General features: G+C 70.9%; 13 protein-coding genes and 1 pseudogene. 6 read left to right on the top strand and 8 right to left on the bottom strand.

What is annotated here, in order from left to right; genetic code table 11:
• Window positions 1–184, bottom strand: a 184-nt coding sequence (locus tag MYF83_RS41730; RefSeq protein ID WP_248966357.1) for a hypothetical protein, incomplete at its 3' end; no start/stop codon positions are given.
• Between MYF83_RS41730 and MYF83_RS44715 the strand changes: the two are divergent.
• Window positions 179–244: pseudogene (locus MYF83_RS44715) on the top strand (hypothetical protein); the annotation flags it as partial. The gene MYF83_RS41730 and the pseudogene MYF83_RS44715 sit on opposite strands and share 6 nt — an antisense overlap.
• Window positions 245–348: 104 nt before the next feature.
• Entirely contained in the window at window positions 349–537 is a 189-nt protein-coding gene (locus tag MYF83_RS41725; RefSeq protein WP_248966356.1) for a hypothetical protein, read from the top strand.
• 98 nt (window positions 538–635) lie between these two features.
• On the opposite strand, the gene MYF83_RS41720 is transcribed toward MYF83_RS41725, so the two are convergent.
• The 3 genes from MYF83_RS41720 to MYF83_RS41710 all read right to left on the bottom strand — a co-directional run bounded on the left by MYF83_RS41720 (window position 636) and on the right by MYF83_RS41710 (window position 3936).
• Window positions 636–2276: a phospho-sugar mutase gene (locus MYF83_RS41720; protein WP_248966355.1), complete on the bottom strand. Its 1641-nt coding sequence runs from the start codon at window positions 2274–2276 to the stop codon at window positions 636–638.
• Between the two features lie 64 nt (window positions 2277–2340).
• Window positions 2341–3144 (bottom strand): purine-nucleoside phosphorylase, encoded by an 804-nt coding sequence (locus MYF83_RS41715; protein ID WP_248966354.1) that lies wholly within the window; start codon window positions 3142–3144, stop codon window positions 2341–2343.
• 75 nt (window positions 3145–3219) lie between these two features.
• A complete protein-coding gene (locus tag MYF83_RS41710) occupies window positions 3220–3936 on the bottom strand; it encodes a hypothetical protein (RefSeq protein WP_248966353.1) in 717 nt (238 codons plus the stop codon).
• Between the two features lie 117 nt (window positions 3937–4053).
• On the opposite strand from MYF83_RS41710, the gene MYF83_RS41705 reads away from it, so the two are divergent.
• The 3 genes from MYF83_RS41705 (at window position 4054) to MYF83_RS41695 (ending at window position 6272) form a co-directional block, all read left to right on the top strand.
• Entirely contained in the window at window positions 4054–4680 is a 627-nt protein-coding gene (locus MYF83_RS41705; protein ID WP_248966352.1) for an RDD family protein, read from the top strand.
• A gap of 161 nt (window positions 4681–4841) precedes the next feature.
• Window positions 4842–6026: a kynureninase gene (gene kynU, locus MYF83_RS41700; protein WP_248966351.1), complete on the top strand. Its 1185-nt coding sequence runs from the start codon at window positions 4842–4844 to the stop codon at window positions 6024–6026.
• A 75-nt stretch (window positions 6027–6101) separates the two neighbouring features.
• Window positions 6102–6272, top strand: coding sequence for a hypothetical protein (locus tag MYF83_RS41695; protein WP_248966350.1), 171 nt, complete (start codon window positions 6102–6104; stop codon window positions 6270–6272).
• Between the two features lie 14 nt (window positions 6273–6286).
• Here the strand turns inward: MYF83_RS41695 and MYF83_RS41690 are convergent, their stop codons facing one another.
• A complete protein-coding gene (locus MYF83_RS41690; protein WP_248966349.1) occupies window positions 6287–6739 on the bottom strand; it encodes a gamma-glutamylcyclotransferase family protein in 453 nt (150 codons plus the stop codon).
• A gap of 220 nt (window positions 6740–6959) precedes the next feature.
• On the opposite strand from MYF83_RS41690, the gene MYF83_RS41685 reads away from it, so the two are divergent.
• Window positions 6960–8354 carry an NAD(P)H-quinone dehydrogenase gene (locus tag MYF83_RS41685; RefSeq protein WP_248966348.1) on the top strand — a complete coding sequence of 465 codons (1395 nt, stop codon included), beginning with the start codon at window positions 6960–6962 and terminating at the stop codon, window positions 8352–8354.
• Window positions 8355–8414: 60 nt separating this feature from the next.
• Here the strand turns inward: MYF83_RS41685 and MYF83_RS41680 are convergent, their stop codons facing one another.
• The 3 genes from MYF83_RS41680 to MYF83_RS41670 all read right to left on the bottom strand — a co-directional run.
• Window positions 8415–9677, bottom strand: a complete 1263-nt coding sequence (locus MYF83_RS41680) for a pentapeptide repeat-containing protein (RefSeq protein ID WP_248966347.1) — start codon at window positions 9675–9677, stop codon at window positions 8415–8417.
• A gap of 225 nt (window positions 9678–9902) precedes the next feature.
• The gene (locus tag MYF83_RS41675) at window positions 9903–11300 is read right to left on the bottom strand and encodes a hypothetical protein (protein WP_248966346.1); all 1398 of its coding nucleotides are present in this window, start codon (window positions 11298–11300) and stop codon (window positions 9903–9905) included.
• A gap of 103 nt (window positions 11301–11403) precedes the next feature.
• Window positions 11404–12221 (bottom strand): biotin/lipoyl-containing protein (locus tag MYF83_RS41670; protein WP_308201585.1); only part of this gene is annotated, 818 nt, incomplete at its 5' end.

The following is a 12221-nucleotide window of genomic DNA, read 5'->3' as shown; positions in this document are numbered from 1 at the left end:
CGAACCTTTCGGGGGGCGGGTCGAAGGTAACGAGCCGGTAGGGGCACCTGCTGGAGCTGCGGAGCCGGCCGAAGCTGCCAGGGAGGTTGATGATGGCTGTGGCAGGTGTGGGCATCGGGCTGATCGGTGGTTTCCCGGGCTGCTGGCCGCCACCGGGCAGCTGCTGCCGGTAGGCGATGTGCACCGGCTGGCGCGCACTTCCACTTTGGTGCGGATCGTGATGGACGCCGAGGGGCAGGTGCTGGACATGGGCCGAAAGGTACGGCTCGCCACTCCTGCCCAGCGGCGAGCCGTCATCGCCCGATACGCCACCTGCTGGGTGGACGGCTGCCCACTCCCCGCCACCATGTGCCAGACCACGCCGACGGCTGGGCCCAAGGCGGCCCCACCGACCTGGCCAACCTCGGACCCGCCTGCCAGTTCCACAACCGCGACCGCTACCGACACCCCGACCGCTACCAACGAAACCGCACCGGCAAAGACCGCTGGAGCTACACCTACCTCGGCCGCACCCCCCGCCCACACCACCGCACGTGAACATCCGCCGGGCATGAGGTCCTAGCCGACGTGAAAATCCCAGCTCATCAGCCACGCCCACGCGTGCTACGCAGTGTCTTTCGCACGTCGGGGTCAGGTTAGAGGCACAGGGCGACCGACAGGTCGGTCTTGATGATCTCCAGGTCGCCGGTCGCGCGTGTCCTTGCGGCGGGGACGCCGCCAGGCCCGGCGGCCGGGATGACGACCTCCAGGTAGCACTTCAGCTTCGGCTCGGTGCCAGAGGGACGGACGACCACGCGGGCGCCGCCGTCCAGCCGGTAGCGCAGCCCTTCCGTGGGCGGCAGCCCTCCGACCCCCGTGCTCAGGTCGTCCACCGACAGGACGGCCCGGCCGCCGAGCGCCTGCGGCGGGTGGGAGCGAAGCCGTCCCATGGCGGCGGTGATCAGCGACAGGTCCTTCACCCGGAAGGCGAGCTGCGAGGTCGCGTGCAAGCCGTACGTCACGGCCTGCTCGTCCAGCAGGTCCAGCAGCGACCTGCCGCCGTCCCGCTTCGCCCGCGCCGCCATCCCGGCGATGGTGAGCGCCGCGCCGATGCCGTCCTTGTCGCGTACGGGCAACCCGAGGTCGGAGCCGACGCTGTAGCCGAGCGCCTCCTCGTACCCGTAGACCAGCCCCTCCCCGGCCTTCACGATCCACTTGAAACCGGTCAGCGTCTCGGCGTGCCGAACCCCGTGTGCTTCGGCGATCTTGCCGAGCAGCGAGGACGACACGATCGACTCGGCCACCAGCCGATCCGGAGCGGTGGTGTGCTCGATGATGTACTCGCCGAGCAGCCCGCCGACCTCGTCGCCGGTCAGCATGCGGTACCCGCCGTCCGGAGTCGGCACGCCCACGGCGCAACGGTCGGCGTCCGGGTCGTTGGCGATCACCAGGTCGGCGCCGGCCTTTTCGGCGAGCTGCAGCGCCAGGTCCATCGCGCCCGGCTCCTCCGGGTTCGGGAACGCGACCGTGGGAAAGTCCGGGTCCGGCGCGAACTGGGCCTCCACCTCGGCGGGCGGCTCGAACCCGGCGGCGGCGAAGGCCCGGACCAGGATCTCCCCGCCCACGCCGTGCATCGGCGTGTAGACGATCCGCAGGTCCCGGGCGTCCCCGGTCGGCAGCGCGGTGACCGCGGCGAGGTAGGGCTCGACGATCGCCGCGTCACTCAGCGTCTCCCACTCGTCTCCGAGCGGCAGCCGATCCACCGGCCCGGTCGCGTCGATCGCCGCCGAGATCTCCACGTCGAGCGGCGGGACGATCTGGGCGCCGTCCCCCCAGTACACCTTGTAGCCGTTGTCCCGGGGCGGGTTGTGCGAGGCCGTCACCATGACCCCCGCGTCGGCTCCGAGGTGCCGTACGGCGAACGCCAGCACCGGGGTCGGCCAGTGGTGTCCCATCAACGAGACGCGCAGTCCTGCTCCGTTCAGGACCGCCGCCGAGTCGCGGGCGAAGACGTCGGAGTTGTGCCGGGCGTCGTACCCGATCACCACATGCTTGCCCGGTCCGAGCCGCCCGGCCAGACCGGCGGCGGCCCGCATCACCGTGACGCGGTTCATCCGATTCGGCCCGGCCCCAAGCTCGCCCCGCAGGCCCGCCGTACCGAACTCCAGCTTGGCCCCGAACCGGTCCTGAAGCGCCGCGGTGTCGCCCTCATCGAGGATCCGCCGCAGCTCGGCCCGCGTCTCCGGGTCGGGGTCCTGCGCCAGCCACTCTTCCGCCCGCCGCACCAGATCAGACATGACACACCTTTGATCGCATCTTGCGAAACCCACCCCGGGTCTCTGGTCCTCCGCCACGCACCGATCAGAGCTTGTTGACGACCTTGGCCAGCAGGACGCCCATCCGCGCCGCCGTGACCCTGCCGACCTCCAGGACCTCCTGGTGGTTCAGCGGCTCGCCGGCCAGCCCCGCACCCGGGTTGGTGACCAGAGAGATGCCCAGTACGTCGGCTCCGGCCTCGCGCGCGGCGATGGCCTCCAGCACGGTCGACATGCCCACCAGGTCGCCGCCCAGCGTGCGCAGCATGCGGATCTCGGCGGGGGTCTCGTACGTGGGGCCGCGGAACGCGACGTACACGCCCTCGGCCAGCGACGGGTCCGCCTCGCGGGCCAGCTCGCGCAGCCGCCTGGAGTACACCTCGGTCAGGTCGACGAAGGTCGCGCCCGTGATCGGGTTGCCGCCGGTCAGGTTGATGTGGTCACTGATCAGCACCGGATCGCCGACGTTCTGAACCTCCGGCCGCAGCCCTCCGGCGGCGTTGGTCAGCACGACCGTGCTCGCGCCCGCCGCGACGGCCGTCCGTACGCCGTGCACGACCGGCTCGACGCCCCTGCCTTCGTACAGGTGGGTGCGGCCCAGGAAGATGAGGGCCTTCCTGCCCGACTCGGTCTCGACCGCCCTGACCTTCCCGGAATGACCGGCCACGGCCGGCGCGGCGAAGCCCGGCAGTTCGGTCACCGCGTGCTCGGCGATCGTGGTCCCGATGGCGTCGGCGGCCGGAACCCATCCGGACCCCATGACCAGCGCCACATTGAAGGACTCGACCCCGGTGAGGGCCTTCAGCGCGTCTGCGGCCTGCGCGGCCAGCGAATAAGCGTCATTGCTCACGTTGACCGAGGCTACAGCCCGAATGCCCGGATCCGCGCCCTTCAGTTCTCGACGGGGATCATCAGCCGCGCTTCGTCATCTGAGCCAGATGCGTAGCGGGCCGATGGGGGTGAAGCCCTGCTGGAGGGGGGCTTCGAGGTCGTCGGGCCGTTCGTAGCCGACCATGGGGCGGGTGGGGTAGAGGGCGGAGGCCATCGTGACGGTGCCCTCCCATGCCGCGTCGATGTCGCAGCCGGAGGCGAAGACGTTGGACACGCCCAGTACCTCGTCGCTGGTGTTGAGTGCCGAGCCGCAGACGATGTCACCGTCGATGCGGCCGGCCAGCAGGGTGACGGTGGGGTCGGCGAGCAGTCCCGGGGGGAACAGGACCTCCTCGTAGCCGCCGTGCAGGTTCGTGTCCCAGTCTCGAAGGTCGGGCTCGGTGGTGATCGTGCTCCAGGTGATGGGGTCGCCGGTGACCGCGCGCAGGTCGTCCGAAGAGCTGCCGGGGCCGGGGGGCCGCATGATCCACCGGGCTTCGAACAGGACACGGAAGCCGGCGTCCCGCAGGTCCAGCCGGGCGAAGCCGTCCTTGACGGAGGGCTCGGGTGAGCTGAGGTCGATGGCGTCGAGTACTTCTCCGGCGGACGCGGCGGGGGTGAGGGTCACCGCGTCCGGGTACAGGACCGGCGTCCTGCGCGGGTTCGACCAGAAGGTCTCGGTGAACGTGCCCGGCATGTCGTGGGCTCGGCACATCGCGTCGCACCACTCTGCGTTGTTCCGCGCCGCCGCTCGCAGCCACCTGTCCGTCATACCGGAATCATCGCCGGAGAACCGTCCCCTTCGCACCGTGTTATCGCCACGCGGCGTCCGGCGTCCGGCGTCCGCAGCGAATTCGCACAGGAAGATCATCCCTGTCAGACTGAGCTGGTGATTTCCTCCCCCGCCGCGTCGGCAGGGCTGGTGCTCGCCGCCCGGCGGCACCGGTTCGCCGCGATCTTCATCGACCTGCTGCTGCTCACCATCGCGAACACCGTCCTCACCGTCGTGGTGATGCCCGAATTGCTCGCCGAGTCGCCCGAACAGCCGGCGCTGGAGAGCAGCATGCTCGAGGTGTACTTCGGCAATCCCTACGCCACGGACCCGTACTGGTACGTGGACCTCGTATTCACTCTCGTGTCGTTCCTGTACTTCTGGGTCGCTCACGCACGCTGGGGACAGACGATCGGAAAGCGGTTGACCCGGACAAAGGTCGTCGGCAGGTCAGGTGAGCCGCTGACTCCGAGCCAGGCCGGGTTGAGGTCCCTGGCCTTCTCGGCCACGTCCGCGGTGCCGTACATCGGCCTTCTCCTTTCCCTGGCCGACGCTCTGTGGATCTTCCGTCCCGGCAAGAGGTGCCTGCACGACGTCCTGGCCGGCACCGTCGTCATCGACCTGAGCTCTCCGGCGCCCCGTCCAGGAGGATCCCGTCCCGCCGTCAGGCGCGGCATGCCGGCAGTCGGGCTCGTCGCGCTCGGCCTGATCGTGCTGTGGTTCGTGCTGTTCATGTGGAGCTGAACGCGCCCTCGGCCGGACGTGGGGCGCCGCCGTGGGCGTCCTGGCCCGGGTACGGAGCGTGCCGGGTGATGGGGTGGGGTATCCGGGCGAAACGTCCATTGCGTAACGTTCGTCGAGAAATGGGCTCTCGGTGGCGAGTGCGCAGGTGAAGGGCGTGGGACATGGCTGATCTGATCGAGCGGGCGGCGAAGCTGGACGCCGAGGATCCTCTGGCTCATGTGCGGGACGAGTTCGACCTCGAGCCCGGTGTCGTCTATCTGGACGGGAACTCGCTCGGGGCGCCGCCGCGCGGGGTGGCCGCGCGGGTTGAGGAGGTCGTGCGCCACCAGTGGGGCCGCCGGCTGATCAGGTCGTGGACGGAGAGCTGGTGGTCCGCGCCGGAGCGGGTGGGGGAGAAGATCGCCCCGCTCGTGGGGGCCGCGCCGGGGCAGGTGGTCGTGGCGGACTCGACCAGCGTCAACATCTTCAAGGCCCTGGTGGCGGCGGTCCGGATGGCACCGGGGCGGCGGGAGATCGTGGTGGACGCCGGCACCTTCCCGACCGACGGGTACATCGCCGAGTCGGTCGCCGAGCTGACCGGCACGGTACTGCGGCCGGTACCACCGGACGAGCTGGATGACGTGCTGAGCGACCAGACGGCGGTCGTGCTGCTCAACCACGTCGACTACAAGACGGGGCGGCTGTACGACATGGCCGCACTGACGGCCAAGGCGCACGCGGCGGGGGCCAGGATCGTCTGGGACCTGTGCCACAGCGCCGGCGTGCTGCCCATCGAGCTGGACGCGCTCAAGGTCGATCTCGCGGTCGGCTGCACCTACAAGTTCCTCAACGGCGGCCCGGGCGCCCCGGCGTTCATCTACGTGCCCCGCGAGCTGCAGGAGTCCTTCCGCCAGCCGCTGTCGGGGTGGGGCGGCCACCGCGACCCGTTCGCCATGGCTCCGGGGTACGAGCCCGCGCCCGGGATCGCCCGGGCCCGTGCCGGGACGCCGGACATCCTGTCGCTGCTCACCCTGGACGCCGCGCTGGCAGTCTGGCGGCAGGTGGACCTCGCGGACGTACGGGCCAAGGGGCTCGCGCTGACGGAGTTCTTCATCGACTGCGTGGACGAGCTGATCGGCGACGCCGTTGAGGTGGTGACCCCGCGCGACGACCGGCGTGGCCACCAGGTGTCGCTGCGCCACCCGGACGCGGGCGCCCTCGTGGCCGAGCTGACCGCCCGCCAGGTCATCGGCGACTTCCGCACTCCCGACGTCCTCCGCTTCGGCTTCGCCCCCCTCTACAACCGCTACCAGGACGCCCTCCAGGCCGCGAACTCCCTTGCCGAGGTCCTCACCGCAGCCAGATAAGGAAGCCCCCGCCCGGGTCTACGTGACCGGCCTGTCCGCCGGGGGTGCGATGACCGATCAGGCGGCGGTGCCTGCGTGACCGCCGGCAACTACGCCCACACGGTCGCGGGCCGCGCGTACGTCTCCCTCGGCCTCACCTACGCCAAGGGCTCCGGCCAGGCCATGGGGCTGTGGAACGTCATGGTCACCCACTCGCTGCGCCAGACCGGCCCCGATTACTGGGTCATCGCCGACGGTCAGTGCTGAAACCGATCGGCGGGTCAGCCGCCGATGGAGGTGCAGGGGCGGGTGCGCAGGTCGGCGACGTAGTCGTCCGGAGCACCCGCCTTCTCGGCGGCGTCGGCGAGGATGCCCAGGTAGCGGGCGGACGGCAGGCCGCCCTCGTAGTCGTCGAGCACGTAGAACCAGGCGACGACCTCGCCGTCGAGGGTCGCGACGCGCAGCCGGACCTTGTGGTAGAGGCCGAGCACGGCGCCCTCCCACTGGTCGAGGGACTCCTCGTCCCACTCGGGCACGTCGTAGAGGACGACGAAGACGTGCTCGGCGGGGTCTTCGGCGATCGTCGCGAGGGCGCCCTCCCAGCCGACGTCCTCACCGCCGAAGGTCAGGCGCCAGCCTTGCAGCCAGCCCGTCCCGCGCATGGGCGAGTGCGGAGCCCTCTGAGCCATCTGCTTGGGGTCCATGTTGCTGCCATAGGCGGCGTAAACAGGCACGGCACACAAGAGTAATCCAAGATCGGCACGAGGATCCGGCCCGGCGCTTCCAACACGCGTGCGACTGTGGCCGGGCGCCTTCTTTCTTCCGGTGACCGATGCCACAACCCGTGGATCCGTAGGGGTTTTCCCGGGGGAATCGAGCTTTTTACCGGCCTTCGGGGGTTTCGATCGGGTATCCCACTCATGGCATCCCGCGCCATGCGAGAGAATGGGGTATGTGACGAGGATTGTGATCATTGGTGGCGGGCCCGGCGGATACGAGGCGGCGCTGGTCGCCGCTCAGCTCGGAGCCGGGGTCACCGTGGTCGAACGGGAGGGCCCCGGTGGCGCGTGCGTGCTCACCGACTGCGTGCCGTCCAAGACGATGATCGCCACATCCGTCCGCAAGCAGGCCCTGATGGACGGATCCTCCCTCGGCGTCAACTTCACCGGCGGCCTCGACGGAGACGTCGGCGGCATCCAGGCCGACATGCCGCTGGTCAACAAGCGCGTGAAGGAGCTGGCGCAGGCCCAGTCGGCCGACATCGCGGCCAGGCTCGCGGCCGAGGGCGTCGAGGTCGTACGGGGCTCGGGCCGCCTGGTCGATCCGCAGGTCGTCCGGGTGGGTGACCAGACGATCAGGGCGGACGTCGTGATCGTCGCCACCGGCGCCACCCCGCGTGTGCTGCCGGGAGCCGAGCCGGACGGGGAGCGGGTGCTCACCTGGCGGCAGCTGTACGACCTGGACGAGCTGCCCGAGCACCTCATCGTCGTCGGCTCGGGCGTCACCGGCGCCGAGTTCGCCGGCGCGTACCGCTCGCTCGGCTCGGAGGTCACGCTCGTCTCGTCCCGTGATCGCATGATGCCCAACGAGGACGCCGACGCCGCAGAGGTCCTCGAAGAGGTCTACCGGCGCCGCGGCATGAACGTCATGGGCAAATCCCGGGCGTCGTCGGTGAAGCGCACCGAGCACGGCGTGGTCGTCACGCTGGAGGACGGCCGGACGGCGGAGGGCAGCCACTGCCTCATGACCGTCGGCATGGTCCCGAACACCTCCGGCATCGGCCTGGAGGAGGTCGGCGTCACGCTCGACGGGAACGGCTTCGTCCAGGTCGACAAGGTCTCCCGCACCTCCGCTCCGGGTGTCTACGCCGCCGGCGACTGCACCGGCGTGCTGATGCTCGCCTCCGTGGCGGCCATGCAGGGCCGCATCGCCGTCTGGCACGCGCTGGGGGAGGCCGTGCAGCCGCTGCGCCTCGCCACCGTGGCCTCCACGATCTTCACCGACCCCGAGATCGCCGCCGTCGGCATCGCCCAGCGGCAGATCGAGGCGGGCGAGGTCGAGGCGAACGTCGTCAAGCTGCCCCTCGCCACCAACGCCAGGGCCAAGATGCAGGGCTTCAACGACGGCTTCGTGAAGCTCTTCTGCCGGCCGAACACCGGCATCGTGCTCGGCGGGGTCATCGTCGCGCCGCGCGCCTCCGAGCTGATCCTGGCCGTGTCGCTCGCCGTCCAGCACCGGCTGACGGTGGACCAGATCGCCCACACCTTCGCGGTCTACCCCTCGCTCGCGGGCTCCATCACCGAGGCCGCGCGCCAGCTCATGCTCCCGGGCACCTCGACCATCATCTGAGCCGGCCCGCGCGTCTCGCCTACGGCGGGCGGGCCGGCTCCTGTCGCACCCGGCTCCTGGTCAGGTCAGGCGCGATCGGACGCGGCCGAGGGCGTCGCGGCCGTGGTGCAGCGCCGCCGCCACGCCCGCCAGCTCGGGCTCGGACCTGGCCGTGCCCAGCGAGTGCTTCGCGGCCTCGTAGGCGTCCAGCGCCCGGCGCCAGTCCTGGTCCACGCCGCCGGTGCTCATGTGATTGATCTTGTAGTCGAAGTCCAGCGAGTCGATCTCCTCGCCGAGCCTGATCACGTCCTCCTCGGCGGCGCGGCGCGCGGTGGCGAAGCGGGCCGCCCGCTCGGTCCTGCGCCGGTGCGACACCCCCCAGAAGATCAGGGTCATGCTCAGTCCCAGGCCGCTGAGGATGACCAGGACCAGTCCCAGCCCGCCCTTCCCCTTGGACGGCAGTGGCCGCCCCTGGTCGTCGGTGCCCTGGGCGCCCTCCGGCAGGTCCTCGGTGGCGCCGGTCGCATCGTCCGGGACGTTCTCCGGCGTGCCGAGCGCTCCGGTCAGGTTGAGATCGTCCGCCTGGGTGAAGGACGCCTTCTCGACCGTCGCCCCCTTGAGGTCGGCGCCGTTCATCTCGGCCTGTGTGAGCTCCGCCTTGGTGAGGTTCGCCCCCTTGAACACGGCGAACTGCAGCCGGGCCTGCCCGAGCTTGGTGTCGCGCATCTTGGCCCGGGTGAAGTCGGCGTTCCTGGCCTGGAGCTGCCCGAGGGTCGCCTCGTTGAGGTCGGCGTCGATCAGCGTGGCGTCCGTCAGGTCGGCCTGGGTCAGGTCGGCCCGCGCCATGATCGCCTCGGTGAGGTCGGCGTGCGGGAACTCGGCCTGGCCCGCGTCGGCGTCGGTGAGGACCGCGCGCCGCAGGGTGGCGTGCTTGGCGTGGAGCTGCCCGAGGTCGGCGTCGGACAGATCGGCGCCGGTCAGGTCGGCGTACTCCAGATGTGCCTGGGTGAAGTCCGCCTCCTTCAGCGAGGCGTTCCGCAGGATCGCCCCCGACAGGTCCTTCTGGGTGAAGTCCACCTCGTCGAGCTTGGCGTTGCTGAGATCGGCGCAGCGCAGATCAGCGGGGAGTGCGGCTCCGTCGGTGAAGTCCTTCCCCCGCAGCTTCGGGCCCGACCCGGGCTTGCACGGGGCGGCCAGCGCGTCGTAAGCCCGCGCTGGGAGAGTGACCGAGGCGGAGCCGGGAGCGGACACCGACGCCGGCACGGACGCGGCCGCCGCCGGTACGGCGGGAACGGCGAGAACGAACAGCCCGGACATGAGGGCCAGGGGGATGGAACGACGCAACGGGAGCCTCCTCGACAACTGTGCCGAGTGTGGCAGGTGATCATATATAAGGGGTTGCACCTGCCTTGCAGATCGCTTTCGCGATCGGAAGCCCACCGTGGCCGTCCGGGTCCGTGGTCCTGCCCGGCAACGCGAAGAGCCCCGGCGCCGTCAAGCGCCGGGGCTCTTCAGAAGGCCCAGCCGTGACCGTGGCCGGTGGCCCGGCCGCGGATGGTGGGAGTGGGTTTACCAGTCGCCTCCGCCGCCGAAGTCGCCCCCGCCGAAGTCGCCGCCGCCGCCACCCCAGTCGCCTCCGCCACCGAAGTCGCCGCCGCCACCGCCCCAGTCGCCGCCACCGCCGGACTCGGCGCCCTGGGCGAAGCCGGCGTCGTAGCCGGAGGCGTAGCCGCCGCCACCCCAGCCGCCGAAGGAGCCGCCGAGCATGGTGCCGATGAGCATGCCCGTCATGAGGTCGCCGCCGAAGCCGCCGTAGTAGCCGGAGGCGTAGGGGGCGTAGGCGGGGCCGGCGTCCCAGTAAGGACGGCGCTCGCCGTTGACCATGACCTCACGCATGTGCGGGTCGAAGCCCTGCTCCACGCGCTGCGCGTCGGCCGCGCAGGCGGGCACGTCGCGCGGGGCGCCGTTCGGCGGGGCCCACAGGACGTCGCGGACGGAGGGGCCGTGCTGCGGGTTGAAGAAGCAGGGCGCGCGCCGCTCGGGAAGCGGCTCGTTGTTCACCCGGGCCTTGACGCAGGCGAGCGCGTAGCGGCCCTCCTCCAGCGCGGTGGTGACGTCGCGGAGGTCGTCCGGGCGCTTGACCGCGTCCAGCTCGTTCTTGGCCCGCTCGTAGGAGTCGAGGGCCTGCTTCCAGTCCTCCTGGGTCTTGGCCTGGTTGTCCGCCACCTTGACGTCGAGGTCCAGCGCGGTGATCTCCTCGCCGAACTTGGTGACGTCCTCCTCGACGGTCTGCTTGACGGCGGCCAGCTCGGCGGCCTCGCGGGCCTCACGCTCACGCCGCTTCTTGCGGGAGTACCAGAAGATGCCGAGCCCGCCGACGACGGCGAGGACGAGGATGCCGATCAGGACACCGCCGCCGCCTCCACCGCTCGCGGCGCTGCCGGCCTTCAGGGCTCCCTTGGTGTCGCCGCTGACGGCCTTGTCGACCCGCTCGACGAAGTCCTTCATGCCGGAGACGACGTCCTTGTTGTTGCTGGTCGCCGCGGTGGCGAGCTGACCGGCCAGGCCGGTCTTGCGGATCGCGCTCGACCCGGCGAACAGCGTGGTGCCGTCCAGGACCGCCACGGTGGCCTTAGGGCGGCCCGCCGTGGAGAGGGACCTGCCGAGCGCGGTGATCAGCGGCCCGGCCGAGGCGCTGTCGGTGACGGTGCCGTCGGGCAGGGCGGCGACGTAGATCTTGCTGTTCGCGCCCTTCACCGCGTCACGGATCTCCGAGAGCTGGCTGGAGCTGAGCGACACGCCGGGCGCGGCGTAGACCGGGTCTCCGCCCTTCCAGGCGGCGAGGATCGTGTTGGGATCCGGCGGGGCCGCGGCCTGTGCCGCGGGCGACAAAGCAAGCAGCGTCAGCAGTCCGGCCAGCATGGCCACGACCGTGGCTGTGGCGCGGCGCATCATATGAGTGGTCACGGCTGTATGCCTCCTTCGTCCTACAGGACGAATGGGGGGACGTCTGGGTTCCTCGATACGCCACCGTATCTCTACGGATACGGGAAATCGCAGTAGCCCGAGGTCAGGCGTCCTTGATTTCGCAGATGGCGGCCCCGGCCGTGACCGTCTGGCCGACCGCCGCCACCAGACCGGTGACGGTGCCGGCCTTGTGCGCGGTGAGCGGCTGCTCCATCTTCATTGCCTCGAGCACCACGATCGTGTCGCCGGGCTGGACGACGTCGCCGTCGGAGGCGGCCACCTTGACGATCGTGCCCTGCATCGGGCTGACCAGGGAGTCGCCGCTCGCGGCCGCCGCCGAGCCCTTGCCGGCGGCGCGGCGGGCCGGCTTCTTGGGGCCGGCCTGGCGCGCCACGCCGGAGGCGACGGGCAGCACGACCTCGAGGCGCTTGCCGCCGACCTCCACGACCACCCGCTCGCGCTCCACCGGCTCCTCGGCCGAGGTCTCCCCGGCGTAGGGCTCGATGACGCCGGTGAACTCGGTCTCGATCCACCGGGTGTGCACGGAGAACGGCTCGCCGGTGAAGGCGGGATCGGACACGACGGCCCGGTGGAACGGCAGGACGGTCGGCATCCCCTCGATGACGAACTCCTCGAGCGTGCGACGGGAGCGCGCGAGGGCCTCCTCGCGGGTGCGGCCCGTCACGATCAGCTTGGCGACCAGCGAGTCGAACGACTGCGGCACGGTCATGCCGGCCTCGTACCCCGCGTCGAGCCGTACGCCCGGGCCGGCGGGCGCCCGCATCGTGATCAGCGTGCCGGGTGCGGGGAGGAAGTTGCGGCCGGCGTCCTCGGCGTTGATCCGGAACTCGATGGAGTGTCCGCGCACGTCGGGGTCGTCGTAGCCGAGGGGCTCGCCGTCGGCGATGCGGAACATCTCGC

The sequence above is a fragment of the Sphaerisporangium perillae genome, assembly GCF_023276435.1.
Classification (GTDB): Bacteria; Actinomycetota; Actinomycetes; order Streptosporangiales; family Streptosporangiaceae; genus Sphaerisporangium; species Sphaerisporangium perillae.
Note: the sequence above shows the minus strand (reverse complement) of the source record. Positions and strands in the feature narration are given on the sequence as shown.

Coding starts and splice junctions, on each gene's coding strand:
- MYF83_RS41720 (WP_248966355.1), bottom strand. CDS start 2,276: ATGTCTGATCTGGTGCGGCGGGCGGAAGAGTGGCTGGCGCAGGACCCC.
- MYF83_RS41710 (WP_248966353.1), bottom strand. CDS start 3,936: ATGACGGACAGGTGGCTGCGAGCGGCGGCGCGGAACAACGCAGAGTGG.
- kynU (WP_248966351.1), top strand. CDS start 4,842: ATGGCTGATCTGATCGAGCGGGCGGCGAAGCTGGACGCCGAGGATCCT.